This is a genomic window from Paraburkholderia sp. DHOC27 (assembly GCF_003429005.1).
Taxonomy (GTDB): domain Bacteria; phylum Pseudomonadota; class Gammaproteobacteria; order Burkholderiales; family Burkholderiaceae; genus Paraburkholderia.
Genome location: NZ_QVQV01000001.1, coordinates 131,104 through 157,370, shown reverse-complemented (window position 1 = coordinate 157,370; position 26,267 = coordinate 131,104). Strand labels below are relative to the sequence as shown.

Here is a 26,267-nt window from a genome sequence, read left to right as displayed (position 1 = left end):
CGGACGCACGCACGCCTGCGAGCGGTTTGCGACGAAGCAGCGGGAGCAGGCGTGACGTGTCGCTGAGGCGGCGCGGCCGGACTGCCGCCTCTGCCTGCGGGTTGCCGTGTCAATGCAGGGCTGCGCGCTGCCGGATGACGTCGCGCACGCAGCAAGCCGATAGTTCGCAAAAAGCGGGTTTTGTGCGGCGCGGCGTATCTGGAAGCCGGTCTTGCCGTGCGTCTTCGCGTTTCCTTTAGGAACCGTTTTTGCTCATTCGAGCAATGGGGTCAAGGAGGGGCAATGAAAAAAGCCGGAGAGATGCAATCAAATGAAGAATCCAGCGCGGAATCGCAGTTCACGACCTATGCCCAGCCGCTCGCCGATGCGGCCATCGAGCACGCCGAGTCGTTGAGCGCTACATCTGACGCGGAGGTGTTGCACAAATTACGTGTCGCGTTGCGGCGCTTGAGATCACTGTTATGGGCGTATCGCCCTTTGCTGGGTAGCACGCTCGACGACGCGCAACGCGACAGCTTCAAGGCACTCGCGGATGCCGCGGGGAAAACGCGCGACTGGGACATCCTCACCGAACTGCTCACCGAAACCTTGGGCACGCAGCAGGCGCCCATTCACGAGCTGCATGCCGCGCGCAGCACGGCGCTGAAAGAAAGCCGCGAGACCCTCTCGCACGCGGGCATCAAGAGCGTGCTGCAACAGTCGCTAGCCGATGCGCGCGATGCATTGCAGCATGGTTCACACGTACGGACTTCGCTGAAGAAGTTTGCACGCAAGCGCGTGGCGGCAGCCGGCAAGTCGCTGCATAAGCGCATGCGACACGCGAGCCGGGCACGACATCCGGAATACACGTCTTATCACGACGTGCGCAAGGCCGGCAAAAAGGTGCGCTATCTGCTCGAATTCTTCGAACCGTTACTGTCGAAGAAACAGTTGCGGGCGCGCAAGAAGCTAAAGAAGCTGCAAAAGCGCTTTGGTACGCTGAACGACGTGGTCGCTTCAGAGGCACTGCTGCGCCAGCACCATGAGATCTTTGGCGACGAGCAAGCTGTGGCAACGGCGTTCGCTGCACTGGAAAAGCAGCGCAAGCACCGGGTCCGCGCAGCGTCGAAACTTCTATAGCGCGGCTATCGTGCCCACCGCGGGGCCCACCGCGGTCCAGTACCGCGATCCAGTAACGCAACCCACCGCCAGACTCCCCACTAGCCCAGCCATGCGCACGCAAACCGTGCCACGAGGGCTGCGCCCATGACCAGCGTCGCAAGCCAGCACAGTGCGCGCAGCGTCCAATGCGCGCTGAGATCGCCCACTGCCGAGCGGCGTGTGCTCAGCAGCACGAGCAACACCATGACCGGCGTTGCCGTCGAACCATTCAGCACCGCGGCCCAGTACAGCACCCGCATCGGCTCGAAGCGCAGTGCGCAGAGCAGGACGCCCGTCGCCACACCGATGGCCATGATGACCAGCAGCGCTCGCGCGATGAGTTGAACGCGTTCGTCATCGCGTCCCTTTTCCCACGCACTCGCTGCCGCATGAGCGGCTGAGCCCGCAAGCGGCGGCAACGCGAGCAGCGCAGTGCCGATGAACGCCAGCCCGAGCACGGGGCCCGCAAAGCCGTGTGCCAGCGGTGCGATGACGCGCGCCGTATCGTAAGCATCGTGCAGCGGGCGCTGCGTGGCGTAGAGCGTGGCCGCTGCGGCGCACATGATGAAAATCCCCACCGAATTCGACAACGCCGTCCTGAGCAAGGTATCCCTGCGCACCTTGCGCAAGTGCTGCACGCATAATTCGGTGCGATGCGTACCGTTCAGCTGGCCGTCCTCGCGCAATGTCTCGACCTGCTGTTGAGCCTGCGAGTACAGCAGATACGGACTAATCGTCGTGCCGAAGACGGCGAGCAGCATGGTGAAGTAATTCGCGCTCCACGTGATGTGCGGCACCAGGGCCGCGAATACGACCGGGCGCCAGGCGACGTGCAGCACGACGATCACTCCCACGTACGCGAACAGCGTGGCCGTGAGCCACTTCAGCGCCTGCGCGTAACGGGCGTAGGGCACGAACCACTGCAGCAGCAGTGAGCCGATGCCCGCGAGCGCGGTGAACACTGCAACGGATCCGTGCCACAGGAATTGCGCTGCCACGCCCATCGCAACCACGTCTGCGGCAATGTTGAAGGTATTGGCAACCAGAAACCGGCCCACTGCGAGATAGAACAGCAACGGCGAATAGTGCTCGCGCATGTTCGCGGTCAGCCCCTTGCCGGTCAGCACGGCAATTCGCGTCGCGACGAGCTGGAAGGCGACCATCGACGGATACATCAGCACGCAGGTCCACAGCATGCTGTAACCGAATTGCGCGCCGGCGAGCGAGTAGGTGACGATCCCGCTGGGGTCGTTGTCCGTGGCGGCGGAGACGAGGCCGGGGCCCAGGTCTGCGGCCCACGAACGTGCGGGAACGGCGTCGTCCTGGCCATCTTCCATCCTCGGGCCGCTCTGGCCTGGCCTCGCCAGCGACATGTTCCTCCCTGCGCTTCATGGACGGCCACCCGCCGGAAAGCGGCGCTCGACGCTGCTTGGCAGACGGCTCCATGTGCATGAGCGCAGTATCCATGCCCGCAGGTGGTGCTTTCATGCAAACGCAATGCCGACGCGCTGGTCTCGGCGTATTCTATGCACTTGCTGCTCGATGAGCCGCCCGTTTCCGCGTACACCAGACAGCGAGCTTTTGTTATGGCCAAAGACACCGGCTTGACGGTTGAGCAGGCTACCGGAAGCGAAGCAGATCCGGCACCTGCCAGATTTCTGCCCGCCTTCGTGTGGCGCGCTTCACGCGACGGTTCGATTATTTACGCGAATCCCTGGGCGTATCGCTATCTCGGCGCGCTTCCCGATGCCGTGATCGGGCTGAACTGGCGCACGTTCGTGCATGAAAAAGACGTCGCAGCCGTGCTCGATGCAGTACGTCAGACAAAAGACGGTCCGTTGCTGCGCAACGCCGATGTGCGGTTGTTGCGCGCGGACGGCGAATTCCGCTGGCACACGCTGCATCTGCAGGCCACTCGCGACCAGCACGGCAACATTGCGGACACGGTGGGCGTGGCGATCGACATTCACGAAAGCCGCTACGCGTGGGCACTTTACGAAGCCAATGAGCGGCGCCTGCGTGCCGCATTCCAGGCTGCCCGCATGGGCGGCTGGGAATGGAACATGAAGACCCACATGGTCCACATGACCGCGGAACTGGCAAAAATCTACGCGCTGCCCGAGGGCGTCGAGTCCGCGACCATCGAAGAATTGAGCGAGCATGTGGTACCCGAGGACCGCGAGGTCTATCACCGCAAGCTGGACGAGTTTCTGCGCCGCCGCGCGCCCTTCGAACTCGATTACCGTCTCAAGGAAGAACTGGGGCCGTGCCGCTGGCTGCGCATGCGCGGCCATCCCGAGTACGACGCCGAGGGACGCCTCGTGCGCGTCTACGGCGTGAGCTTCGATATCAGCGAGCAACGCATCCGCGAAGAGCAACTGAGCCAGGCGCAGAGCGCGATCGAAGCGCGCAGCCTCAGGTTGAGAGCGGCCATGCAGGCGGCCAAGCTGCGCATCGTCACGCTCGATCTGTCCGACTGGACCCTGTCGCGCGAAAGCGCCGGAGACCGCCACCGGATTGCGCGCATGCCTTACCAGGTTGCGCTGTGCCGCGTGCATGCGGACGATCGTGCGGCGCTCGACCGCTACGTGCGGCGTCTGGTGGACGGCGAAGCGCCGCGCGCCAACTTCGAATTTCGCATCCAGCACGCGCGGCGTGAGCAATGGGTGAGCGGCAGCGCGCTGCTGCAACGCGACGATACGGGCAAGCCGTTGCGGCTCATTGGCTCGATTCTGGATATCACCGCGCGCAAGCGGCTCGAACTGATGTTGCGCGAGTCGAGCCGTCGCAAGGATGAATTCCTCGCCATGCTGGCGCACGAACTGCGCAATCCGCTGGCGCCGATGCGCACGGCAATTGCCCTGCTGCAAAAGTCTGCCCAGCCGGATGCGCGCGAACCGGATCTGCTGGGGCTGATGCAGCGCCAGGCCGAACATATGACGCGCATCGTCGACGATCTGCTGGAAGTGTCGCGTATCACGCAGGGCCGCATTGCGCTGAAGCACGAGCCGATTCTGGTGGTCACGGCGGTGTATCACGCGGTGGAGTCCGTGGCTTCGCTGGTGGAAGGGCGGGCCCAGCAGATTCACGTCGAAGTGCCGGATGCCACGAGCTGGATTTGCGCGGACGCCACACGTATGTCGCAGATTCTGGTCAACATCCTGAACAACGCCAGCAAGTACACGCCGGAAGGCGGCAGCATTCGTATCACCGCGCAGGCGGACGCTGAATGGGTGTCCATCGTGGTAGCGGATACGGGTTCCGGTGTCTCGCCTGAGCTGCTGCCGCATATATTCGATCTGTTCTCGCAAGGCGAGCGCACGCTGGACCGCTCGGAAGGCGGCTTGGGCATTGGCCTCTCGCTCGTCAAGAAGCTCGTGGAAATGCATGACGGCAGAATCTCGGTGCGCAGCCCAGGGCCCGGCAAGGGCACCAGCGTGACGGTGGATCTGCCGCGTCTGCATCATCACGAGCGTCATTCCGCTGCCATCCTTTCGCCGCTAGATGCGCCGCGCGACGCCTCCGTGCGCCATATCCTGATCGTGGACGACAATCGCGACGCCGCCGATTCGTTAGCCATGCTATGCGAAACGGAGGATCACGTAACAAGGGTGGCGTATTCCTCCGCCGAAGCATTGGAGGCCGCGCAGGTGTTCAAGCCGGACGTTGCGTTGCTCGATATCGGCTTGCCCGGCATGGACGGCTATGAACTGGCGGGCGCCTTGCGCGCCGTATGCAAGGCGCCGTTATTGCTGATTGCCATTACCGGCTACGGCCAGGCCGAGGACCGGATTCGCGCGCAGGCAGCGGGTTTCGATCTGCATTTCGTCAAACCCGTCAACGTGGAAAGCCTGCTCAAGTCGTTGTCGGTGCGTGCGAGCTGATGGCCTTTGATGGCCTCGCACCTCACCGTCTCACTTGTCACGATGACCCGGCAGCACTGCGTCCAGCACCTGTTTCGCAGTTTCGACGATCACGTTGCCCTCGTCCGGGTCGCCCTTCAATAGCGTCGACGCGAAGGCTTTGGCCTGGGCCAGCGTGATGTGCGGCGGCAACGGTGCGATGTTCGGATCGGCCTTGACTTCGAGCACGACCGGCCGGTCCGACGACAAGGCTTCGTCCCACGCGGCACCCATGCGCTCGGCGTTGTCCACGTAAAGGCCCCGCAGTCCGATCAATTCCGCAAAGCGGTGATACGGCACGGACGGAATGTCCTGCGAGGCTTCGAACTTCGGATCGCCTTCCATTGCACGCTGTTCCCACGTGACCTGGTTCAGATCGCCGTTGTTCAGCACCATGCAGATCCAGCGCGGATCGGCCCACTGTTTCCAGTATTTCGCCACGGTGATCAACTCAGCCATGTTGTTCATCTGCATGGCGCCGTCGCCGACGAGGGCGATGACGGGCCGCTCCGGGTACGCGAATTTGGCGGCAATCGCGTAAGGCACGGCAGCGCCCATCGAAGCCAGCCCGCCGGACAATGAACACATCATGCCGCGCTGTACCTTCAGATCACGCGCATACCAGTTTGCGCACGAGCCGGAATCGCTCGTCACGATGGCATTGGCGGGAATGCGGGACGACAGTTCCCACACGGTACGTTGCGGGTTCACGGCGTTTTCCCCCGCTTCGTGGGCACGCTTGTCGAGCGTCTTCCACCAGTCGTCGGTCCAGCGCTCGATTCTTCTGCGCCATGCGTGGCCCGTTTTCTGTTCGAGCAGCGGCAGCAGGGCGCGCAACGTCTCCGCACTGTCGCCCACCAGATTCACTTCCATCGGATAACGCAGGCTCAGCATGTCCGCCTTGAGGTCGATCTGCACGCCGCGTGCGGCGCCTTCCTTGGGCAGAAACTCCGCATACGGGAAGCCCGAACCGATCATCAGCAGCGTGTCGCATTCCATCATGAGGTCATAGCTAGGCTTGGTGCCGAGCAGCCCGATCGAGCCCGTGACCCACGGCAGATCGTCGGGCAACACGGCTTTGCCGAGCAGCGCCTTCGCGACGCCCGCACCGAGTTTCTCAGCGACCGCGATCACTTCGTCGGTCGCGTTCAAAGCGCCAGCGCCCACCAGAATCGCAACTTTACGGCCGGCGTTGAGCACATCCGCGGCCTGTTGCAGATCCTCGGGAAACGGCACGAGGCGTGGCGCGCGATAGCCCACGCCCGAGTGCAGCGTGCCGTGCTTGCGGCCAGGCGCTTCGTAGGGCAGATCCTGCAGATCGTTCGGCAACACGATGGCTGTTACCTTGCGCTCGGCCAGTGCGGTGCGTATGGCACGATCCACGAGATGACGCACTTGCGAGGGCACACTGGCTTGCTCGACAAAGGCGCCGGCCACGTCCTTGAACATCGACACCAGATCGAGTTCCTGCTGATAATGACCGCCCAGCGCGGCGCGCGCCTGTTGTCCGGCAATCGCCAGCACGGGCATGTGATCGCAGCGCGCATCGTATAACCCGGTGATCAGATGCGACGCACCGGGCCCCGAGGTCGCGATGCAGACGCCCAGTTCGCCGGTGAATTTTGCATGAGCGGAAGCCATGAACGCGGCCATTTCTTCGTGACGTACCTGCACGAACTCGATCTTGCCGGTCGTGCTCTTGGCACGGCTGAGCGCGCCAAACACGCCATTGATGCCGTCGCCCGGATAGCCGTAGATACGGCGCACGCCCCATGCGGACAGTCGCTCAACGATAAAGTCGCCAACGGTTTGGCTCATTGCAATCTCCGGGAATAGTGGGCGCGTGGCAAGATGCTTCCACCGCGGGTGATCGGGTTTCGATGCTGAAAAGCCGGCTAAAACGGCTGCGAAAATAGGGATGCGAGAAGTGCCGCGCTATTGCTACTGCAGGCGGAGTTGCTTCGCGTGTCGGTGTCACAGCAGCATGGGGTGTGCCCGCTCATGCCCGCTCATGCCCGGTTTGCGTCTATCGTGGGAATGCGTGTTGCTGCGTTTTAAGTGTGTGTCTTGACCAGGTTGACGCGCGCAGTCAGCGCAGACGGTCATGAGAGGAGAGAGTGCAACCGTGGACGATCCGTATAACCTCCAACGCTTCGTGGATGCTCAAAATCCCCTCTACGCCGACGTTATCGACGAACTGGGTCGTGGCCGCAAGCGCAGCCACTGGATGTGGTTTGTCTTTCCGCAGATTCAGGGTCTTGGCAGCAGTTCAATGGCGCAGCGCTTTGCCATTACATCGTTGCAGGAGGCCGAGGCGTACATGCGGCATCCGCTGTTAGGTCCGCGATTGTGCGAAACCACGCGGCTCGTGAATAGCGTCCAGGACCGTTCCATCGAAGACATCTTCGGCTATCCCGATCACCTGAAATTCCATTCTTCGATCAGCCTGTTCGAGCGGGCCACAGCGGATAACGAGGACTTCGTCGAAGCGCTGCGTAAATATTTCAACGGCAAAGGGGACGCCGCCACCTTGCGGCTTCTTTAGGCAACCGCTTTAGGGACGAAGGAGGGGAGCATGAACGCAGATGCACCAGCGCCGTTTGCGGTGAGTAACACCGCACGCGCAATGGCACGCAGGGCAGTTATACGCGGAGCGACAGGAACCATTGCCGCTGTCTTCGTGCTGCTCACGGTGGCGTGCAGCGCGCAGACCATCCGTCCGGCCACGCAACCGCCAGCGGTCCCGCCAGCGCCCAACGTTACCCCCGTGCCGACAATTGGTGGTTTGCCGGCCGCATCGCAACCTGCGCCCCGGTCACCCAAGCTGACCAGTAACGATGACTCAGTGAAGTCTCAGTGACGTCGCACACGCTTGTGCAGACTCAGACGTCAGCGCCCGATTCGAGCGTCGCTTTCACAGGCGTATAGTCGGCGACGCCGGCATTTTTGCACTGCAAAGACGGAAAGCTTGCGAACGCGCGTACACTGAAAGCCGAGCCGATGAACGGGGAACTATCATGAGTATCGATGCAGTGCCACGCGTCGTTGCGACGCCCGCCGCCGCCGAACTGATCGAGAAGCTGAAGGCGGAGCACGGCGAGATTTTGTTCCACCAGTCGGGCGGTTGCTGCGATGGCAGCGCACCGATGTGTTTTCCGGTGCACGAATTCATGGTGGGCGGCGCCGATGTCAAACTCGGCGAGATCGCCGGCGTGCCGTTCTACATGAGCGAATCGCAATTCGAGTACTGGCAGCACACCCAATTGATCATCGACTGCGTGGCCGGCAACGGCGGGATGTTTTCGCTGGAACGGCCCACAGGTCTGCGTTTTCTGACGCGCTCGCGGTTGTTCGATGACGCCGAGTGGAGCTGGCTCGAAGCGCATCCGGTCGAACACGCCGAAACCTGAACACAACAATGCAAAACGGGCTGGACCTACGCGGTCCAGCCCGTTTGCGACATCGCCTCCCGCAACTTACGATGAAGCGGTCTTGAGCAAGACCGGATTGTTCAGATACACGTCCGGGAACATCCGCTTCAAATCAGTGATCTTGGGCATATCGTTGATTGCGATGTACGGATAGTCGGGATGCAGCGCGAGGAAATTCTGGTGATACGCCTCGGCCGGATAGAAGCCCTTGAACTCTTCCACCCGCGTCACCACCGGCGCGGAAAACACGTGAGCCTTGTCCAGTTGCGCGATATACGCCTGCGCGACGCTGCGTTGCTCCGCGTTGACGGGGAACACGGCTGACCGATACTGCGTGCCATGATCCGGGCCCTGGTAGTTCAGTTCAGTCGGGTTGTGCGCCACGGAGAAGAAAATCTGCAGCAAGTGGCCATAAGTAATCTGCGTCGGGTCGTACGTGATCTGTACGGATTCTGCGTGACCGGTATCGCCTTCGCTCACGGTTTCATATTGCGCGGTGCCGGCAGCGCCACCGCTGTAGCCCGAGGCAACCTGTTTGACGCCGTGCACGTGCTCGAACACGCCTTGCACGCCCCAGAAGCAGCCGCCCGCAAACACGGCGGTTTCCGTATGGTTGGCCACGACCTTCTCATCCTGCGCCGGCGGCGGAATCTTCGTGGCGGGTTCCGCGGAATTCGCGAACCGCTGTGTTGCGATGATGCCCACGCCAAGCGCCAGGATGCCGGCGAGTTTGGCGACGGTTGGGCGCTTCCACGAGGAAGCCTGGGAATTCACGATCTTGCTCACGATGGTCAGCCCCTTTTGAATATGGGTGGTGTGGAAGTACAGGCGTCGTGTCCGGTTTTGCATTGACGCATTAGCCGAACGTGAACGAATACGCCTGCACGCCCGGGTCCAGAAACTGGATCGAAAACGTGTGGTCCTTGATGTCGCCGGTCTGGCGCACCAGTTGATAGAGCCGCTGCTCCGTCACCGTGCCCGTGCCGTCCGCGCTGATGTCGCTGCCGTGCGCATCGCCCGGCGTGGCGCCGTCGATGCTCACGCGAAAGCGCACTGGCTTGCCGTCCTTGCCCGGGCCGAGCACGAGGTGCAGGTCGCGGGCATGGAAGCGGTACACGATCTGTCCGGCGGGCGCTGCGAGCGTTGCCTGCTCGGAATTGACGCGCCACTTGCCGGCCAGCCCCCAGTCGTTCAGCGCAAGCTGCCCGGGCGCCGCGTAGGTCTGCGCATGGTCTTCCACTTCGCCGCCGGGGGACATGAAGTTTTCCGCCCGTGCGTAGCCGATATACGTCTCCGGTGACTGCATGTCGCCGTTGTCCGCAGCCGCCAGCACGCCCTTCGCGGTGCCACCGGGCAAGCCGGTGGCGATCTTTGCGGCGTCTGCGTGACCGGCTTCGGTCAACAACTGCTGGATCACTTTTTCGGACTCCGTGTAATCGCCTTCACCAAAGTGGTGATAGCGGATACGGCCTTGTGCATCGACGAAGTAATGCGCGGGCCAGTACTGGTTGTTCAGCGAGCGCCAGATGGCGTAGTTGTTGTCGATCGCCACCGGGTAGTCGATACCGAGTTCGTGGGTCGCCTTCTTCACATTGTCGATATTGCGCTCAAACGCGAATTCCGGTGCGTGCACGCCAATCACGACGAGACCCTGGTCCTTGTACTTGTCGGCCCACGCCTTGACGTAGGGCAGCGAGCGCAGGCAGTTGATGCACGAGTAGGTCCAGAAGTCGATCAATACGACCTTACCGCGCAGACTTTGAGCGGACAGCGGCGGCGAATTGAGCCACTGCACCGCGCCGTTCAGCGGCGGCAGCGTGCCTTCCACCGGCAACGCCGGAGCCGCTTCGGGTACCGTCTGCGAGGCACGCATCATGGCGTTCGAAGCGGCCATCATGGCGCCACCTTTGGCGTCGCTGCTGATGACGTCGGGCGTTGTAGTTGCATCCGTAGAGGAGGAAGCCGCCACCGTATTCGCCGCCGCCATCATCGCGCCGCCTGCGTCGGACGCCACCGTGGGGTTGGCAGCAGCGCCGGCATGCATGGCACCGGGCGAGAGCCGGTCCACCAGCTTCTGTTCGATGCCGCTCGTCGCCACGGTCGAAACCTGCGCCAGCACACCGGTATCGAAGCCGAAGCCGATCGCCACCACGCCGCACAGCATGGCCGCACCGATGCCGCGGCGAATCCATTCGCCCGCGCCGAGCGAACGCTTCATCGCCGTGAACACCTTGCCGCCGATCAGCAGCGCCACCGCCAGCGAAGTCGCCGCGCCGGCCGCATAGGCGATCAGCAGCAGCGTTGTACCGACGCTCGCGCCCTTCAGCGCGGCACCGGTCAGTACCAGCCCGAGAATCGGACCAGCGCACGGCGCCCACAGCAGGCCGGTGGCGATGCCCAGCAGGAACGACGAGCCCACCCGCACCTGTTGACCGTCCGCCTGCGCGAAGTTCGACAGGCGGTTGCCGGCGCTCACCAGAGGCCGCATCAGATGATCCGCGAAGCGCGGGAACAGCAGCGTCAGGCCGAAGATGGCCAGCAGCGCGATGGCGAGCCAGCGGCCATACTGGTTGGCCTGCGTGACCCAGCCCCCGCCGATGGCGGCGAGCGTCGCCACGAGGGCGAAAGTCAGCGCCATGCCGGCGAGCAACGGCAGCCCGCTGCGCACGAACGGCTGATCGGCGCGCGCGAAAACGAACGGCAGCACGGGCAGAATGCACGGGCTGAGGATCGTCAGGGCGCCGCCAAGGTAGGCAAGAACGATGAGTAACATGACTGTTCCGGGCTTCGTTTTGGTAAGGTTTCAGGGGCGTTTCTCGAACTCTTCTCGGGGCTGTCGGGACTCAGGCCGCCGCCGGCGTAAAGTTCATGGCAAGACCGTTCATGCAATAGCGCAGGGCGGTGGGCTTCGGGCCGTCGTCGAAGACGTGCCCCAGATGGCCGCCGCAGCGCCGGCAATGCACTTCCGTGCGCGACATGCCGAACGAACTGTCTTCGTGACTCGCCACGGCATGCGGCAGCGGCGCCCAGAAGCTGGGCCAGCCCGTGTGGCTGTCGAATTTGGTGCTGGATGAAAACAGGTCGAGCCGGCAGCCAGCGCACGAGAACACGCCGGTGCGATGCTCGTTGTTCAGCGGGCTGGTGTAAGGCCGCTCGGTGCCTTCCTCGCGCAAAACGCTGTACTGTGCGGGAGTCAGCAACTGGTGCCACTGCGCGTCCGTGCGGACGAATTCGAAGCTTTCGGCAGCCTTGCCGGTGTCCGTCGGCGCGGCGGCGAGCGGCCGCCAGCGGCTCGCGGCTGCAAGCGCCGCCACGGCGGCGGCGCTGGAAAACAGGAAGCGTCTACGACTTTGCATGATGTGCTCCTTGGGGCCAATCTGCTGAACGTAGCGTCATCCTAGAGCGCGGGCGGTGTCAAAGTCCTCACGAAAAGTTAAATTAAATGTGATAACTCGCTGGCCCGAAATTTTGCACAATGGCGCAACGGGGCGGGGCCGTTCAGGCCCACGCCGGCTGGTTCGGGCCGTTCCTGTAACCGCTGTAGACACACACCTCCAATGGATCATCCGAAGCGGATTTTGATAGTCGAAGACGACAACGACATCGCCAATGTGTTGAGCCTGCATCTGCGGGACGAACGTTACGAGGTCGTGCACAGCGCGGACGGCAACGAAGGCTTGCGGCTGCTGGAGCAGGGCGGCTGGGACGCGCTGATTCTCGATTTGATGCTGCCGGGCGTGGACGGACTCGAAATCTGCCGCCGTGCCCGTGCGATGACGCGTTATACGCCGATCATCATCACCAGCGCCCGCTCGAGCGAAGTGCACCGCATTCTCGGCCTCGAACTCGGCGCGGACGACTACCTCGCCAAGCCGTTTTCGGTGCTCGAACTGGTGGCGCGGGTCAAGGCGCTGCTGCGGCGCGTCGAAGCGATGGCCAAGGATTCGCGCATCGATGCGGGCACCTTGCAGATTGCCGGCCTTGTCGTCGATCCGCTGACCCGTGAGGCCAGCGTCGAGGGGCGGCCCATCGAACTCACGCCGCGCGAATTCGATCTGCTGTATTACTTCGCGCAGCAGCCAGGCAAGGTGTTTTCGCGGATGGATCTGCTCAACGCGGTGTGGGGCTATCAGCATGAAGGCTACGAACATACGGTGAATACGCACATCAACCGCCTGCGGGCCAAGATCGAAACCGATCCGGCGCAGCCGACGCGCATCCTGACTGTCTGGGGGCGTGGCTACAAACTGGCCGCGGCGTCGGACAGCGCTTCGCCGCAAGACCCTTCCGCCACGGACGCGCAATGAATCTCACGCTCACCCAGCGCCTCTCGATCGTCTTCTCCGTGCTGCTGCTCGCGTGTTGCGGCGCTTCGGCCTGGCTGCAAATCCGCTCCAGCGATCTGCACGACAAGGAAGTCATTCAGGGGTTGTCGCGCGATCTGGCGGGGCACATTGCCCGCAGCGCGACGCTCATGGACGCGCAAGGCCTGCGGCCCGATGCCGTGCGGCAATTGTTCGGACAACTGATGGTGGTCAATCCGAGCGTCGAAGTGTATCTGCTCGACAATCAAGGCCGCATCAAGGGCGACGATGCGCCAGTGGGACACGTGAAGCGCACCCAGATCGACCTCGCGCCGATTCGCCGCTTCATTGCCGGTGACACCTTGCCGATTCTCGGCGACGATCCACGCAGCACCGGTGGTCGCAAGGTGTTTAGTGCCGCGCCCTTGCAAGTGGATGGACATGCGCCGTCCGGCTATATCTACGTGGTGCTGCTGGGCGAAGCACACGACGCGCTCGCCGAGCGCGTGAGCGCGAGTTCCGTGTTGCGCACCACGCTGTGGTACATGGCCCTGGTGGCCCTGCTCGGCCTGCTGGCGGGTTTGACCGCGTTCGGGCTGATTACGCGGCCGTTGCGACGGCTCTCGGCGGCGATGCTGCGCTTCGATGCCAACGGTGAGCCGGATACGCAGCCGAAGGTGCCGCGCTCGTCATCCGCGGGGCCGCGTGATGAAATCGCCATTCTGGAGACGACGTTCGCGCAGATGGCAGAGCGCATCGGCGAACAATGGCGTGCGTTGACGCGGCAGGATCAACAGCGGCGCGAGTTGCTGGCCAATATTTCGCACGACTTGCGCACGCCGTTGACCTCGCTGCACGGCTACCTCGAAACGCTTTCCCTGAAGGCGGATACGCTCAGCGAGACGGAGCGCAAACGCTATCTGGGGATCGCGATTGCGCAGAGTATGAAAGTGGGACGGCTCGCCCAGGCGCTGTTCGAACTCGCGCGGCTCGAACACGCCAATGTGCAGCCCGCATGGGAAGAGTTTTCGCTGGTCGATCTGGTGCAGGACGTGTTCCAGAAATTCGAACTGCCGGCCGAGGCGCGCCATATCCGCTTGCATGCCGACATTCCGCAACGCGTGCCGACGGTGTGTGCCGATCTGGGGATGATCGAGCGCGTGCTGACCAACCTGCTCGATAACGCGATTCGCCATACGCCCGCTGAGGGCACCGTGAGCGTCGAACTCGCGTATCGCGACAACAAGGTAGCGGTGACGGTCAGCGATACCGGTCCCGGTGTGCCGGCTACCCAGCGCGTTGGGCTATTCGAGCGGCCGTTCGGTTCAGGCGGGACGCATCGCGGTGGCGGCTTCGGGCTCTTGATCGTGCAGCGCATGTTGCAGTTGCATCACACGCAGATCCGGCTAGTCGAACACGAGGGCGCGGGTGCGGTGTTTTGCTTCGAACTCCCTACGAGTCAAAGCACGCGCGCCGTGGCTGCCTGAATGATCTTTCAGCCAGTGCAGCCGCACGGTCTTTACTGAGTGCTTCGAACCGGCTCGTGACTCAGGCCGAGCGGCGGCGTTGCACCGGTGCGCGAATCGAGTTCCGACTGCCACATGGCCTGCGTCATCAGACGCTTCGCTTCCGCGTTCGACGCGTCGGTCACGAGGGCGTTACCGGCGTTGCGCCATACACAGTGCCATTGATCCTGCTCCGCGCAACTGCGTGCAGCCAGCAGCAGCGAATTGCGCTTCAACTCCCGGTCTTCGAGATCGGCATTCAGTTTGATTGCGTCGATGTTGTTGGGTTGTTTGGCGAGCACCCTCGATAGAACAGCGCGTGCCGTGGTGAGATTGTTCTTGTCCATGCTGGCGCGAACTACTTGCAGATCGTATTGCGCGCGCGGGTTCGACGTTGCGGGTGGCACTGTGGCGTCAGCAGCTGCCGCAGTTTTCACGTCCTGCCTTGTTGCGGCACGCGCGGCGGCGGCACGTGCCTGGCGTGCGGCAGCCTGCTGCTCTGCGGGCGTCGGCGCGGCGGATTGCAGATCCGCATTTGGCGCAGCGGCCGTGGTGGTTGTAGCGGCGGGTGCGACTGTGGCAGGCGCAGACGTTGAAGGCGCAGCAGGCGTTTGCCGCACCGGCATGGCAGGCAAGGTCGATGCCAACGATGAAAGCGGCACCGCGCTGGTCACGGCGCCCTCCGAGCTTTGCAAGGCCAGCGCTACCGCATCGTCACGCTTGTTGAAAAGCCCCGAGCTCAAGGTCGCACAGGTCAGCGCCAGCAGCGCGAGCACGATGGTAAGGCCGTAAATCCACGTGGCGTGCGGCGTATTTCGCGCGTAGTCGAAGCGCGACGGCGATTCGTAAGATGGACCTGTTTCGGTGTCCACTGGCAGCACGAGTGCGCGCAACTTGCGCCAGAAGATATGCGGCGGTTTCTTCCAGGTGCGCGCCATGTCCGGCTGCTCACGATGATCTGCGCGGCCCGTTTCGGGTTGCGAGGGGTAACGCGGCAGATGGGCGGGATCGAGGCCGGGCTGGATGCCGCTGCGGTCGATCAAATGGGGTTCTTCGCGCATGTCACGAAATATGTCTACGATAGGTGAGCTTGGGGTCGGGTTAGACAGACACATTGCGCGCAATGGTTGCGGCAAGTCACTCGACAACCGGCGACGCATGGCAGTTTTGCCGTGCAGAGGGGTAGCAGAAAAGCAGGGTATCACAGACATACGTCGTAACGTGCCACGCAAAAATCATGCACGGATGCGATTTCCGCCGATCCCCGCCGGGTATTGCGTAGCGAGGCGAGGTGGCACGGGCGATCGGGTTCGCGCCCCACAATGATGAGAAAAATGCACGAAAATAGTTCTGGAAAAAATTGCGGAGGGCACGCAAGATTTACGTAGTTTCTACGCAGCACGCGAACCGAGCCGCGCTGCTGTGTGTGACGAGCAACACGAGCAACACGAGCACATCGAGCGCAGCCAGCCCGACCATGCGAGTCTTCGGCTGGTGACTTCTGTCTATCGAGTAGATTTCCCCCCAGCGGTATCACCGTAGAAATACAAAGGAGGTCGAAATGTCGAAAGTCCTGGTGCTTTACTATTCCTCGTATGGTCACGTAGAGACGATGGCGGAAGCCGTCGCCGAAGGGGCGCGCTCCACGGGTGCCACTGTCGATATCAAACGGGTACCGGAGACCGTGCCCGAAGAAGCGGCGAGGAACGCCCACTTCAAGCTCGACCAGAAGGCGCCAGTGGCCAAGGTTCCCGAACTCGCGGATTACGACGCGATTATCGTCGGCACGCCAACACGGTTCGGGCGCATTTCTTCGCAGATGGCGGCGTTCCTCGATCAGGCCGGCGGCCTGTGGGCGAGTGGTGCACTCAACGGCAAGGTGGGTGGTGCGTTCACGTCAACCGGCACCCAGCACGGCGGCCAGGAAGTGACGTTATTTTCGGTGATCACGAACCTGTTGCACTTCGGCATGACCATTGTCGGGCTGCCCTATAGCTACGATGCGCAGATGACGCTGGATGAAGTAACGGGCGGCTCGCCTTATGGCGCGACGACAATTGCCGGGACGCGCGGCCAGCGCCAGCCGAGTGAAATCGAACTCGGCGGCGCGCGCTTTCAGGGCGAATTGATCGCCAAAACGGCTAATAAGCTGTTTGGCTGAGCACGCTTTCGTTCAAGCATTGCGGTGCGGACAAGACGGTCGGTCAGGCGCAGTTCGCCTGGCCGCCATTGCCTGTTGGCTTGCTTTGCCGCTTGCGCGCTCAAAGAATTAACGTGTCGTCGGTTTGCGGTGCGCGATTCTTCGCAGCAAGTTTGGCGCTGCTGGGTGCACTGCTGGAGCGTTCTTCCGGTGCGACCGTCCAACCCAATCCCCGCACATTGCGAATCAGGTTGCGTCCAAAACGCTTCCGCATGGTGTGGATCAGCACATCGACGGCGTTGCTTTCGATCTCCTTGCCCCATCCGTAGAGACGTTCTTCGAGCTGGTCGCGCGACAGAATGCTGCCGCGCCGTTCGAGAAGCGCATGCATCAACGCGAATTCGCGAGCCGACAAGGCGGATTCCACGCCATGACGGCACAGCGTGCGCTTGTTCAGATCGAGACTGAGCCCTTCATCACCGATACGTGAGGTCGCATAACCGGCTGCGCGACGCAGCACGGCTCGAATGCGCGCCAATACTTCGCGCACATCGAATGGTTTGAGCAGACAGTCGTCGGCGCCCATTTCAAGGCCACGCACACGCGTGTCCGAATCGTGGCGCTCGGTCAGCAGGAGCACAGGCACCCGGTTGCCCGCAGCGCGTGATGCCTGCAGCAGATCCATGCCTGCAATGCCGGCGGCAGTGGGATTGAGCAACACCACGGCGTAATGCTCACAGGCAATCGCAGTGCTGCCAGACACACCATTGCGCACCCAGTCGACGGAGTAGCCGGCGCCCCTCAACGCGCCGAATAAGGATTGACCCACCTCGTGATCACTTTCAACCAGCAATACTCGCATTTTTCCCTCTTCGAATAGCCGCAAGCGCTCGGTGTTCGTCCGCTGGGAGCGCTGTCGGGATCAGTAACCTCCCCGAATGATTCGTATTGGTGCTTTTGTGGATTTATCAGACTTTTTTTCCCCGAGCGCGATTGCCGTTTGCTAATTGTTGTGGCCGGACGCCGTACTCGAGATGTCTTTGTTTGCAGTTGCAAGAACTGAAATGCCGCTCGTCCTGGATAGACGATTGTTCTAGTAGTTGTAGTAGCGCATTACCGAAAAACTGGAACGATTTTAGGATGCCTTCGTCGCCGAACAATACACGTTTACCCGTGATTTTTCTACATAAAATTGGTGCCTAAGTGGTATTTAATGGAAGCGCTTCCTCCGCATGAAATAAAGGTTTCACGGGAGATACCAGTTGAGACCAAGATTTCTCTTCAAACGAGTCTTTAGTGAGGCCGGATAGTGCGGCCAAAAGCGAAAAACTGGATTAAAAACCAGTTGAGTTAGAGTAGCGCGTTACTCAACGAATTGCGAAGAAAGGCGGTGCCGGCTTGGCGACTTTTATGCATTAACGCAGCAGCGCATTCAAAGAGAATGGCAGCAGCGCGTGACGCGTTACCTCGGGATTCTTTTAGTAAACTCGTCAGGAAGACGATCGACGCAGAGGACGAGATGGACGTATTGGCGGGTGCCGGTGCAGGGAATCTTCGCGAGCGCGTAGTCGAGCGCGTGCGCGCCGAAATCGTATCGGGACGGACTGCGCCCGGCGCGGTCTATTCGGTGCCGGGGCTCGCCACGGAAATGGGCGTCTCCACCACGCCCGTGCGCGAGGCGCTGCTGGAGTTGACGCGACGTGGACTGCTGGTCGCAATGCGAAACCGCGGGTTTCGCGTCGAACCGCTTTCTGTCGACGCGCTGGACGATCTCTTCACGATGCGCGAATTGCTCGAACGCTTCGCACTCGAGACGCTTGCCCGTCAGGGGCTAAAGGACCGCGCTCCACTGGATGCACGCGCAGACGACGTGGCGCAGGCGGTCGAGGCAGGCGATGTCCCGGCTTATCTGGCAGCCGACCGCGCCTTTCACGAAGCGCTGGTGGCGCAGGCCGGGAACCCCTTGCTCACGAAGATGGTGATGCAGTTGCGCGACGACATGCGCCTCTATGGCATCGAGTCCGCTGAGGGCCTTGAACGCCAGAAAGACTCGGTGCAAGAGCACTATCAACTGGTGGACTACGCCTGCAAGCAGGACGTGGACGCGATTGGCGAGCTGATCAGCCGGCACATTCTGGGCTGGAAGCTGCTGCTCAAGGCGGCGATAGATCGCAAGGGCTAGGTAGCGGCGGCCTGGCTCAGTACATCCACCAACCTGGGTGTCCGATACTCCAGTTCCACGCCGCGTTTTCATTCATCTGCGCATTCATGCTTTCCTGATCGAGGAATTTCTGCTGGATTTGCTCACGCTTGTAGTTGTCCCAGGCATTTTCATCCCCGACATACAGGCAACCGCATGAGTACGGATCCGCATAGAGAAACACGGGCTTGCCGTCCTTGATTTTCTGCACCACGCGATTCGGCGGCAGCGTCTCCAACTGGACGCGCTGCGCGTCTGTCGTGACGGGCACGATATGAAAGCCGGCAGCCGCGAGCAGATCGTTCTTCTCGTTGGCGCGTTCGACAGGTGTTGCACATCCGGCAACCAGCACGCACACGCTCGTTGCAGCCAGCACAGTGGCCAATCTGAGTTTCATCGGATCCTCTTGAGTCAGGCAAAGGGTGAAAAGGGGCAAGCTTGCTGCGCAGCTTAGCCATGAAGAATTAGCCGGGAATTACAGGGCCACGGGGCTTCTTCTTGCCGCGTCGGCTGCTAACACTGCGCTAATTCCCGGTCGCTACGATCCATGACCTACCCGCTGCATCGAGGTCGCCGCCGCTGTCCGAGTGGCCCACGCCGCCTCGCTTCATTGCCTTCAGGAGCCGATCATGGACACATTAAATTGCCAGCTGACTTCAGGTGGACCGCGCTACTTCACGCGGCGCGCCTATCGCGAAGCCACCCCGACGGAGCTGACCTATATCCGCACCGGCACGGTCGTCGTAAGCCGCAGCCATATCGAGGGCGCGGTGAGCCGGGACGAGTTCGACATCGCGGTGGCCTATCTGGAAGATCGCTACGGCATTCTTCGCGCGGTGGTCGAAGACGGCCAAATCGTGGAGCGTGAGGACGACTTTTCGGCAGTCGAAGCGTGGTTGCCCGCCCATACCTATTCCGCCGAGGACGTCTACGCGACGTTGCTGAACGCGCAACTCGATACGCGGGTCAAGGTTTTCAGCATCTATGTTCTCGCCGCGGACGACGGTCTCGACGTCTTCATGCTGAGCTCTCACGCGTTTACCGACGCCACCTCGCTGGTCGAGCTGCATGCGTGCCTTGCGTATCTGTGCGACTGCATCGCGCGCGGCATAACGCCGGCGCTAGAGGGGCAACCGTTTCCGCATCCCGTGGATCCGGCGGTCAATCGGGCACTCGCCGCACTGCCGGTGGACCAGCGCGGCGCTCGAGTCAGCTATTCCGGTGCATTTGCCAGAATCCCGCAGCGGACGGCGCTGGTTGGCCAGCCTTGCAGGTATCGCCTGGAACGGATGGTGATCGAACCTGCGGACGTGCAGCGGATCAGCGCTGCGGCCCACGCGCACGGCTCGTCAGTGCATTCGCTTCTGCTTGCCGCATTTGCGCTTGCCATTGGTGATATGGCGCAAGGAGAGCCGCGTCAAATCCTGATGCGCTCGAGCGTGGATATGCGCCGCCGGCTCGAGCCGCATGTTTCGACGGAACTCGTGTTCTCGGCCATCACCGGACATATCACGCCTGTGCCTGATCTCGACCGCCCGCTGTTCGAGATTGCGAGGCACATCTTCGACGAAATTCATGCGGGCGTCAGCAACGGCCTTGTCCTGCAAGATTACGTGAAGTATTCGAAGACGTTCGGGAGTCCACAACAACCACCGATTGCGCTCAACGTGTCGGATATGCAGGCGGTCACGTTTCGCTGGCTAACCCAGCAGTTGAAAGTGACAGCGTTCGACTATGCGTGCGGGCTGAGAAACTTTCCCAACGCGTCGATCTCCGTGTATGACGGCAGACTGGTTGCGAATATCGCCTATGCGGAAGAACTGATTGATCCTGACGTCATGCACACGCTTTCGGAAAGCGTGGTGGCAAAGCTGGTATCGGCCCGCGCGGCATGAATCGCCAGCGCGTTATCGTCGCAGCGTCATTGCGGTTCGCAGATCACAGCGAACTTCACGAGCGGCACTGCACCGAACGCATTGCTCAAGGCGACATCCGCCGCGTCGCGACCGCGCGCCATGAGCACGCGGCCGGTGCGGGGCGCGTTGTTGCGGGGATCGAAGGTCTGCCAGCGATCGCCGAGATACGCCTCGAACCATGCGCAGAAATCCATTGGCGCATAGGGCGGCGGCAGACCGACATCGCTGATATAACCGCTGCAATAGCGCGCGGGAATATTCATCGCACGGCACAGCGCGATGGCAAGATGAGCATAGTCCCGGCACACGCCCGCGCCTTCGCGATACGTTTCGAACGCCGTTCGCGTAGGGCGCGCCTGCTGGTAGTCGAACACGATATGGTGGTGGACGTAATCGCAGATTGCCTGCACACGTGCGCGTCCTTGCGGCGTGTTTCCGAACATCGCCCACGCGGTCTCTGATAACAGGTCGGTTTCGCAGTAACGACTGCCCAGAAGAAATTGCATGCATTCGTCGGGCAGATGCTCGACCGCGCTCTGGTAGTTGTCTGGGCCGGGCTGTTCGGGACGCTCAGACACGTTTAGCAGCGCCTCGGTGGAGATCGTCAGATAGCCGTTAGAGGGGGTGACGATGCGGCTGCATAGATTGCCAAACGAATCGTAGTACTGCGCGAGAGGAAGCGGCCGGTCGATCCGCAAGCGGTCAGGCACGATCACCTCGTTGGCGTGCGAGGCATGGGTGTTCAGCATCAGCAGCATGGGCGTGCGCTGCATGCATGAAAAGACCAGTTCAAAGCCGACGCGCAGGTTCATGGCGCTTCCTGTACAGACAATCCGGTCGTCCGATGCATCACGCCACAATGGTTAAAACGAGCGTTGCGTTTCGGTGCGAATGAGAACTCGAAAGTGGCCGACGACGTCAGCACAATTCGCGTGCACGATTTTCGTGCGCGTGCCTTGGGTTCGTTCCGTGTTTCGCGGTGTGGACGTCGCCACTGTCCAGTACTCCGCAACAGATGTTCCCGCCCTGGCGTGCCGGTTTGAGAAGTGCCTGATTCCGATGCGAGGCGAAGCGCCGGGCTTGCCTGTCTGGAGAATCCTGCTGGATCAGCGGCGCGCTCGTAGTGAAATTCTCTTTGCCCGGTGCGCCGTCAGGCGATTACACGCCCGCTAGTCTGCTGGACTTGACGCAGCCCGCACCGCACCCGTTGCAAGCGACGGCGTCCATCTTGCCACCCACCCGATGCCCGATTTGAGTGCAGAAATGAGCAGCCCTCTGTGTGATCTGGTCGAATCGACGCAGGCGCTCGCCATCCGTTACGCCACTGCTGCTGGCCGGCGAGTGCGCGCCCGCGCTGGCGCACGTTCAGGCATGGCACTCGAAGCTAGCAGCATGGTGCGAAAGTGCTCGACTAGCGGACGCAGATTGCTCCTGTGCCAAACGGCCCACAATGCACTGCGATAACTGAACCATGACAGCTCGTGCAGCACGACACCTTCGGGTGCCTGATGTCGAAGGCTTCGCTGCACCATCGTCAAACCGAGCCCCGCGGCGACGAGCCCCAATGCCGCGAGCGGCTCGGTCGCTTCCAGTGCGATGTTGGGCGTGAACCCCGCTTTGGCGCAGGCCGCGATGAAGTTGTCGTGACGCAGCGGGCCTTCCTTGTGCATGACGCCGATCCACTTCTGCTTCGAGAGATCGTCGGTGCTGAAACGCCTGGCGTTGGCGAGTGGGTGCCGCGCGGGGATGGCCAGCAACATCGGATCGTCGAGCACCTGGGCGCAGGCGAGTTCCGCATCGTCGACAGCAGGCGGTTCGCAGACCAGTGCGATGTCGAGACTGCGTTGACGCAGACCGATGAGTTGCTCTGCCGAGCGATAGCTGTAGAGCGCGATATGAACATCGGGCCGGTCTTCCTGCAATGTGCGCAACGCGCTGGGCAGCACACCCGAGTGCATGGCGTTCTCCAGATAACCGATGCACAGACCGCCTTCATCTCCGCGACCAAGACGACGGGCCATCGATTCAAGGCGGTTCGCGTGCGTGAGGAATGCCTTGGTTTCTTCGAGGAAGGTGCGGCCGTCCGTGGTCAGCCGAATGCGCTGCTGCGTACGCTCGAACAGCGTCAGGCCGAGCTTTTCTTCGAGCTGCGCGATCTGGCGGCTCAGCGGCGACTGCGAAATATGCAGTCGTTCAGCGGCGCGCCCGACGTGTTCGTCTTCCGCGACCGCTACGAAATAGTGCAATTGGCGTATGTCTAGCATTAAGACCTGCAAGGACTCAGTTGTTCCATATTATGTCTTGGACAGACTTAACTTGCCAACCTAGACTGGCGTCCACTTTTCAAGCAATGGAGCAAGCGAATGAGCATCAAGGATAAATTGCCTGCCGGTACGGCTCTGGGATTTGGTACGGCGCCGCTGGGCAATATGTTCCGCAATATCCCCGAAGACGAGGCGGTGGCGACGGTGGAAGCCGCATGGCAGTCGGGTGTGCGCTACTTCGACACAGCGCCCTTTTATGGCGCGGGTCTCGCCGAAATCCGTCTTGGCGAAGTCCTCGCGCAATACAGGCGCGACGAGTATGTGCTGAGCACGAAGGTGGGACGCGTGATTCTCGACGAGACCGAGGACGTGAGCGCGCGTGATCTGGGCGAGAAGGGTGGCGTGTTCGCGTTCGGCCGTCCGAACAAGATCGTCAACGACTACTCGGCCGACGCTACGCTGCGTTCCATCGAAGATTCGCTCAAGCGCATGAAGACCGATCACGTGGAGATCGTGTGGGTGCACGACGTGGCGCAGGATTTCTACGGCGACGACTGGCTCGCGGTCTTCGAAACCGCGCGTAAGGGCGCATTCCGTGCGTTGACCCGTTTGCGCGACGAAGGTGTGATCAAGGCATGGGGCCTCGGCGTGAACCGTGTCGAGCCGTGCGAATTGACGCTCGATCTGGCGGAATCGCAACCGGATGGTTTCCTGCTGGCAGGCCGTTACTCGCTTCTGGATCACGACCGTGCGCTACAGCGCTTGATGCCGGCAGCGGCGGCCAGCAAGGTGGAGATCGTGGCGGGCGGCCCGTACAGTTCGGGGGTGCTGGCAGGCGGTCCGAATTTCGAATATCAGAAGGCGTCGCCGGAAATTATCGCCAGGGTGGAACGCATCAAGACGCTCGCCGCACGTCATGGCGTGAGCGTGAAAGCGGCTGCCTTGCAGTTCGTGCTGGCGAATCCGGCGGTTGCCGCGGTGATTCCGGGGGCGAGCCGTCCCGAGCGCATCGCGGAAGATCAGGCCGCCGCGAAGGAAGCCATTCCCGCTGACTTCTGGCACGACATGCGCGAGCAACAGCTCGTCGCTGCTAACGCGCCATTGCCAATCGATCAGGCTTAAGCATTAGCCGGGTCCTGATCCCGGTTCTGGTCTAGATTCCTCCCGGCACGCACCACGCGCCACGTGTTCCGTAAAACGCAACATGTGGCGCGTGTGCATTGATTTCAGAGCGCCTGATCGAGGACCAACGAAGCTCCCGCGTTCATCATTTTTAGCTAACTCTGCGCACGCACAATGCCGTTGTTCATTAACTTGTGTGGAGCGGCGTCGATCATGAACTCAGTGCGGAGTCAGCAGCCTGGAATTTCTCACTCGCCAATGGGGCAGCGGGGCGCTTTCGCCAGCCACGTTCGCCTGGGCATTGCAATCGTCGTGACTGCGGGTTTCATCGTGGTCGCGGGATTCGCACTTGCCGCGACTATTTCGCCTGCTGTGGTGCGCCTGAACAACCCGCAGTGCTTGCAGGAAGTGGCGAGCAATGCTGGCCTGTCGGTCGCGCAAATGTTTCAGGACCCGACGAAGCATGCTCTCATGCGGCAAGCCGTCTTGATCTGCTCACAGACGCCGGGGGGCATTTGAGCGAATTGGGATGTCGCACTGTTCGAACCGTATTCGCTATTGCGCTAACGGGTTGTACGTCGGGGGTTGTACGTCGGCGTGCCACGATGTGTCACAGCATGCCCGCGGCAATCTATAGTAGTGACCTTTCCTACTTGCCGGGCGATTCCCTTGAACGAACCTTCAGCCGCCGAACGCTACTTGCAGGACTTCCATCAACGCACCGCAGGCTCCACGACCGCGGCCTTTGGCGGCCTTCCTGCTACGACAGACGGCACGACCTACGCATCGTCGTATCACCTGCTGGCCTCGCTGATTCCGGCGCATCGTGGTGCGCTGACGGTGGTGGATCTCGCCTGCGGTGACGGTCCGCTTCTCGCGTTGCTCTCTGCCAGGGCAGACGCCGATCTCAAGCTAGTCGGTGTCGATATGAGCCAGGGCGAACTCGACGCGGCCAGAGCGAAATTACCTGGCCACGTGTCGTTGCTTAAAGAGCGCGCGCAAGCGTTGTCGTTGGAAACAGGCAGCGTCGACTATGTGCTAAGCCATATGGCGCTGATGCTCATGGACGACATAGATCGGGTTTTCTCGGAGATTCACCGCGTTCTAAGGCCCGGCGGAACCCTGGCCTTCATCGTCGGACGGGCGTTTCTATCCGGTCCCGTCAAGCAGGTCTATCTCGACGTGCTTCGGCCTGTCGTCCATGAAGAAGGCGCGCATGTTCGTTTCGGAGACCTGAGGATGCAATCCGAAGCAGGGTGGCGATCGCTGCTTGCGCAAGCGTTTTGCGACGTTGGATGCCAGGATGTCGACGTGAGCTGGCATCCCACACCCGAAGAGTTCTGGGAATCGCTGTCCACGACGTACGATGTCGACCGCTTGTCACCCAAGGGCCGAGGCATGCTCCGCGAGAGGCTGCTGCCTGCGCTCGCTGCTGTGCAGGACGACGACGGGCGAATCCGCACAGGATGGAGCCAGCGTCTCATTACGGCGCGGGCGGCCTGACCGGGCGGGGGCACCCTCTTCATGAATGGGGCGCTAGAATAGCCGCTGGCGTCGGTCTGTTGGCTGGAGCCGACTTCCCCATCCTGATCCCTCAACGGGGGCAATCATGAACGCGCACTTCGCGTGTTGGGTTCGTCCTGTGCGCGCTGCCTGTTGTGCGGCGACCCTCGTCACGCTGGCAGCCTGTGGTGGCAACTCCTGCATCGGCCTCGACAGTTGCGGCGGCGGAGGCGTGCCGCCCAACGTCTCTCTGTCCGGCACGGCCGCCACCGGCAGTGCACTTGCCAACGCAACGGTTGGCGTCAGTTGCGTGCAGGGCTCGGGCACGGCCGTGTCCGACAGCGGCGGGCACTACACGATCGCGCTCAACGCAACACCGCCGTGCCTTCTCACCGTGACCTCCGGCAGCACGAGCCTGCATTCGCTGGCCTACGCCGGAGGTACTTTCAACACGACGCCCGAGACCGAGTTGATGATGGTCTACCTCGCCTCGCAACTCGGCACCAACGAGAATGGTTTGATCGCCAGCTTCCAGACCAACGCGCAGTTCCAGCAGGTGCTGTCGAATCAGTCGGACGTGCAGGCCGCGCAAGCAGCCGTCGTGACGAATCTGCAGCAGCATTACACGCTCACGCTGAGCACACCCGCGTTTCTGACGACATCGTTCGCGCTCGGGCAAGCGGGTGTCGCCAGCGATCTCAGCGCGCTGGCAGCAGCGGGGGCGATCGACGCCAACGGCATGCCTGATCAGGTTGCCGTTTCGCTGTTGTCCGCAGCGGGCGCCGCCCATCCGTTGCCGTAATCGGCGCTTACGTGCGGCGCTGTCCATGGGCATGGTTG

At 61.9% G+C, this 26,267-nt stretch carries 23 protein-coding genes; 13 read left to right on the top strand and 10 right to left on the bottom strand.

Annotated elements, in window-relative coordinates; genetic code table 11:
- Positions 1-282: 282 nt before the first annotated feature.
- Positions 283-1,119: a CHAD domain-containing protein gene (locus D0B32_RS00615; RefSeq protein WP_117331754.1), complete on the top strand. Its 837-nt coding sequence runs from the start codon at positions 283-285 to the stop codon at positions 1,117-1,119.
- A gap of 80 nt (positions 1,120-1,199) precedes the next feature.
- Here the strand turns inward: D0B32_RS00615 and D0B32_RS00610 are convergent, their stop codons facing one another.
- Entirely contained in the window at positions 1,200-2,513 is a 1,314-nt protein-coding gene (locus D0B32_RS00610; protein ID WP_259294839.1) for an NRAMP family divalent metal transporter, read from the bottom strand.
- A 213-nt stretch (positions 2,514-2,726) separates the two neighbouring features.
- Between D0B32_RS00610 and D0B32_RS00605 the strand changes: the two genes are divergently transcribed.
- Positions 2,727-5,024, top strand: a complete 2,298-nt coding sequence (locus D0B32_RS00605) for a PAS domain-containing protein (protein ID WP_117331753.1) — start codon at positions 2,727-2,729, stop codon at positions 5,022-5,024.
- 30 nt (positions 5,025-5,054) lie between these two features.
- On the opposite strand, the gene D0B32_RS00600 is transcribed toward D0B32_RS00605, so the two are convergent.
- Positions 5,055-6,860, bottom strand: a complete 1,806-nt coding sequence (locus D0B32_RS00600) for a thiamine pyrophosphate-requiring protein (RefSeq protein ID WP_117331752.1) — start codon at positions 6,858-6,860, stop codon at positions 5,055-5,057.
- Positions 6,861-7,167: 307 nt separating this feature from the next.
- Between D0B32_RS00600 and D0B32_RS00595 the strand changes: the two genes are divergently transcribed.
- Both D0B32_RS00595 and D0B32_RS00590 read left to right on the top strand, forming a co-directional pair.
- Positions 7,168-7,587 carry a DUF1810 domain-containing protein gene (locus D0B32_RS00595; RefSeq protein ID WP_117331751.1) on the top strand — a complete coding sequence of 140 codons (420 nt, stop codon included), beginning with the start codon at positions 7,168-7,170 and terminating at the stop codon, positions 7,585-7,587.
- A 472-nt stretch (positions 7,588-8,059) separates the two neighbouring features.
- Entirely contained in the window at positions 8,060-8,452 is a 393-nt protein-coding gene (locus D0B32_RS00590; RefSeq protein WP_117331750.1) for a DUF779 domain-containing protein, read from the top strand.
- A gap of 66 nt (positions 8,453-8,518) precedes the next feature.
- Here the strand turns inward: D0B32_RS00590 and msrA are convergent, their stop codons facing one another.
- The 3 genes from msrA to msrB all read right to left on the bottom strand — a co-directional run bounded on the left by msrA (position 8,519) and on the right by msrB (position 11,829).
- The gene (gene msrA, locus D0B32_RS00585; RefSeq protein WP_117331749.1) at positions 8,519-9,322 is read right to left on the bottom strand and encodes a peptide-methionine (S)-S-oxide reductase MsrA; all 804 of its coding nucleotides are present in this window, start codon (positions 9,320-9,322) and stop codon (positions 8,519-8,521) included.
- A 7-nt stretch (positions 9,323-9,329) separates the two neighbouring features.
- Positions 9,330-11,246, bottom strand: coding sequence for a cytochrome c biogenesis protein DipZ (locus D0B32_RS00580; protein WP_117331748.1), 1,917 nt, complete (start codon positions 11,244-11,246; stop codon positions 9,330-9,332).
- Positions 11,247-11,316: 70 nt separating this feature from the next.
- Positions 11,317-11,829 (bottom strand): peptide-methionine (R)-S-oxide reductase MsrB, encoded by a 513-nt coding sequence (msrB, locus tag D0B32_RS00575; protein ID WP_117331747.1) that lies wholly within the window; start codon positions 11,827-11,829, stop codon positions 11,317-11,319.
- 201 nt (positions 11,830-12,030) lie between these two features.
- Between msrB and D0B32_RS00570 the strand changes: the two genes are divergently transcribed.
- The gene (locus D0B32_RS00570; RefSeq protein ID WP_117331746.1) at positions 12,031-12,780 is read left to right on the top strand and encodes a response regulator transcription factor; all 750 of its coding nucleotides are present in this window, start codon (positions 12,031-12,033) and stop codon (positions 12,778-12,780) included.
- Positions 12,777-14,264 carry a HAMP domain-containing sensor histidine kinase gene (locus D0B32_RS00565; RefSeq protein WP_117331745.1) on the top strand — a complete coding sequence of 496 codons (1,488 nt, stop codon included), beginning with the start codon at positions 12,777-12,779 and terminating at the stop codon, positions 14,262-14,264. Before D0B32_RS00570 ends, D0B32_RS00565 begins: the two co-directional genes overlap by 4 nt.
- Positions 14,265-14,296: 32 nt before the next feature.
- Here the strand turns inward: D0B32_RS00565 and D0B32_RS00560 are convergent, their stop codons facing one another.
- On the bottom strand, positions 14,297-15,343 hold the full coding sequence (locus tag D0B32_RS00560; RefSeq protein WP_117331744.1) for a hypothetical protein: 1,047 nt from the start codon (positions 15,341-15,343) through the stop codon (positions 14,297-14,299).
- Positions 15,344-15,843: 500 nt separating this feature from the next.
- Between D0B32_RS00560 and wrbA the strand changes: the two genes are divergently transcribed.
- Positions 15,844-16,443 (top strand): NAD(P)H:quinone oxidoreductase, encoded by a 600-nt coding sequence (gene wrbA / locus D0B32_RS00555; protein ID WP_117331743.1) that lies wholly within the window; start codon positions 15,844-15,846, stop codon positions 16,441-16,443.
- 100 nt (positions 16,444-16,543) lie between these two features.
- Here wrbA and D0B32_RS00550 read toward each other — a convergent pair whose 3' ends face one another.
- Complete coding sequence (locus D0B32_RS00550; RefSeq protein WP_117331742.1) at positions 16,544-17,284, bottom strand: response regulator transcription factor; 741 nt, start codon at positions 17,282-17,284, stop codon at positions 16,544-16,546.
- Between the two features lie 657 nt (positions 17,285-17,941).
- Here D0B32_RS00550 and D0B32_RS00545 point away from each other — a divergent pair.
- On the top strand, positions 17,942-18,604 hold the full coding sequence (locus D0B32_RS00545) for a GntR family transcriptional regulator (protein WP_117331741.1): 663 nt from the start codon (positions 17,942-17,944) through the stop codon (positions 18,602-18,604).
- 16 nt (positions 18,605-18,620) lie between these two features.
- Here D0B32_RS00545 and D0B32_RS00540 read toward each other — a convergent pair whose 3' ends face one another.
- Positions 18,621-19,019: a hypothetical protein gene (locus tag D0B32_RS00540; RefSeq protein ID WP_117331740.1), complete on the bottom strand. Its 399-nt coding sequence runs from the start codon at positions 19,017-19,019 to the stop codon at positions 18,621-18,623.
- 232 nt (positions 19,020-19,251) lie between these two features.
- On the opposite strand from D0B32_RS00540, the gene D0B32_RS00535 reads away from it, so the two are divergent.
- Entirely contained in the window at positions 19,252-20,517 is a 1,266-nt protein-coding gene (locus D0B32_RS00535) for a phthiocerol/phthiodiolone dimycocerosyl transferase family protein (RefSeq protein WP_117331739.1), read from the top strand.
- A 26-nt stretch (positions 20,518-20,543) separates the two neighbouring features.
- On the opposite strand, the gene D0B32_RS00530 is transcribed toward D0B32_RS00535, so the two are convergent.
- Positions 20,544-21,350 (bottom strand): transglutaminase family protein, encoded by an 807-nt coding sequence (locus tag D0B32_RS00530; protein ID WP_117331738.1) that lies wholly within the window; start codon positions 21,348-21,350, stop codon positions 20,544-20,546.
- A 504-nt stretch (positions 21,351-21,854) separates the two neighbouring features.
- A complete protein-coding gene (locus D0B32_RS00525; RefSeq protein WP_117331737.1) occupies positions 21,855-22,802 on the bottom strand; it encodes a LysR family transcriptional regulator in 948 nt (315 codons plus the stop codon).
- 99 nt (positions 22,803-22,901) lie between these two features.
- Here D0B32_RS00525 and D0B32_RS00520 point away from each other — a divergent pair, with 99 nt between their 5' ends.
- The 4 genes from D0B32_RS00520 (at position 22,902) to D0B32_RS00505 (ending at position 26,229) form a co-directional block, all read left to right on the top strand.
- Entirely contained in the window at positions 22,902-23,924 is a 1,023-nt protein-coding gene (locus D0B32_RS00520; protein WP_117331736.1) for an aldo/keto reductase, read from the top strand.
- Between the two features lie 174 nt (positions 23,925-24,098).
- The gene (locus tag D0B32_RS00515) at positions 24,099-24,443 is read left to right on the top strand and encodes a hypothetical protein (RefSeq protein ID WP_147329460.1); all 345 of its coding nucleotides are present in this window, start codon (positions 24,099-24,101) and stop codon (positions 24,441-24,443) included.
- A gap of 120 nt (positions 24,444-24,563) precedes the next feature.
- The gene (locus D0B32_RS00510; protein WP_259294838.1) at positions 24,564-25,427 is read left to right on the top strand and encodes a class I SAM-dependent methyltransferase; all 864 of its coding nucleotides are present in this window, start codon (positions 24,564-24,566) and stop codon (positions 25,425-25,427) included.
- A 106-nt stretch (positions 25,428-25,533) separates the two neighbouring features.
- Positions 25,534-26,229: a hypothetical protein gene (locus D0B32_RS00505; protein ID WP_117331734.1), complete on the top strand. Its 696-nt coding sequence runs from the start codon at positions 25,534-25,536 to the stop codon at positions 26,227-26,229.
- Positions 26,230-26,267: the final 38 nt, after the last annotated feature.

What these genes read in the sequence shown, in the direction of transcription:
- D0B32_RS00615 (WP_117331754.1), top strand. Translation starts at nt 283, where the DNA reads ATGAAAAAAGCCGGAGAGATGCAATCAAATGAAGAATCCAGCGCGGAA.
- D0B32_RS00610 (WP_259294839.1), bottom strand. Translation starts at nt 2,513, where the DNA reads ATGTCGCTGGCGAGGCCAGGCCAGAGCGGCCCGAGGATGGAAGATGGC.
- D0B32_RS00605 (WP_117331753.1), top strand. Translation starts at nt 2,727, where the DNA reads ATGGCCAAAGACACCGGCTTGACGGTTGAGCAGGCTACCGGAAGCGAA.
- D0B32_RS00600 (WP_117331752.1), bottom strand. Translation starts at nt 6,860, where the DNA reads ATGAGCCAAACCGTTGGCGACTTTATCGTTGAGCGACTGTCCGCATGG.
- D0B32_RS00590 (WP_117331750.1), top strand. Translation starts at nt 8,060, where the DNA reads ATGAGTATCGATGCAGTGCCACGCGTCGTTGCGACGCCCGCCGCCGCC.
- msrA (WP_117331749.1), bottom strand. Translation starts at nt 9,322, where the DNA reads ATGCAAAACCGGACACGACGCCTGTACTTCCACACCACCCATATTCAA.
- D0B32_RS00580 (WP_117331748.1), bottom strand. Translation starts at nt 11,246, where the DNA reads ATGTTACTCATCGTTCTTGCCTACCTTGGCGGCGCCCTGACGATCCTC.
- msrB (WP_117331747.1), bottom strand. Translation starts at nt 11,829, where the DNA reads ATGCAAAGTCGTAGACGCTTCCTGTTTTCCAGCGCCGCCGCCGTGGCG.
- D0B32_RS00570 (WP_117331746.1), top strand. Translation starts at nt 12,031, where the DNA reads ATGGATCATCCGAAGCGGATTTTGATAGTCGAAGACGACAACGACATC.
- D0B32_RS00565 (WP_117331745.1), top strand. Translation starts at nt 12,777, where the DNA reads ATGAATCTCACGCTCACCCAGCGCCTCTCGATCGTCTTCTCCGTGCTG.
- D0B32_RS00560 (WP_117331744.1), bottom strand. Translation starts at nt 15,343, where the DNA reads ATGCGCGAAGAACCCCATTTGATCGACCGCAGCGGCATCCAGCCCGGC.
- wrbA (WP_117331743.1), top strand. Translation starts at nt 15,844, where the DNA reads ATGTCGAAAGTCCTGGTGCTTTACTATTCCTCGTATGGTCACGTAGAG.
- D0B32_RS00550 (WP_117331742.1), bottom strand. Translation starts at nt 17,284, where the DNA reads ATGCGAGTATTGCTGGTTGAAAGTGATCACGAGGTGGGTCAATCCTTA.
- D0B32_RS00545 (WP_117331741.1), top strand. Translation starts at nt 17,942, where the DNA reads ATGGACGTATTGGCGGGTGCCGGTGCAGGGAATCTTCGCGAGCGCGTA.
- D0B32_RS00540 (WP_117331740.1), bottom strand. Translation starts at nt 19,019, where the DNA reads ATGAAACTCAGATTGGCCACTGTGCTGGCTGCAACGAGCGTGTGCGTG.
- D0B32_RS00535 (WP_117331739.1), top strand. Translation starts at nt 19,252, where the DNA reads ATGGACACATTAAATTGCCAGCTGACTTCAGGTGGACCGCGCTACTTC.
- D0B32_RS00530 (WP_117331738.1), bottom strand. Translation starts at nt 21,350, where the DNA reads ATGAACCTGCGCGTCGGCTTTGAACTGGTCTTTTCATGCATGCAGCGC.
- D0B32_RS00525 (WP_117331737.1), bottom strand. Translation starts at nt 22,802, where the DNA reads ATGCTAGACATACGCCAATTGCACTATTTCGTAGCGGTCGCGGAAGAC.
- D0B32_RS00520 (WP_117331736.1), top strand. Translation starts at nt 22,902, where the DNA reads ATGAGCATCAAGGATAAATTGCCTGCCGGTACGGCTCTGGGATTTGGT.
- D0B32_RS00515 (WP_147329460.1), top strand. Translation starts at nt 24,099, where the DNA reads ATGCCGTTGTTCATTAACTTGTGTGGAGCGGCGTCGATCATGAACTCA.
- D0B32_RS00505 (WP_117331734.1), top strand. Translation starts at nt 25,534, where the DNA reads ATGAACGCGCACTTCGCGTGTTGGGTTCGTCCTGTGCGCGCTGCCTGT.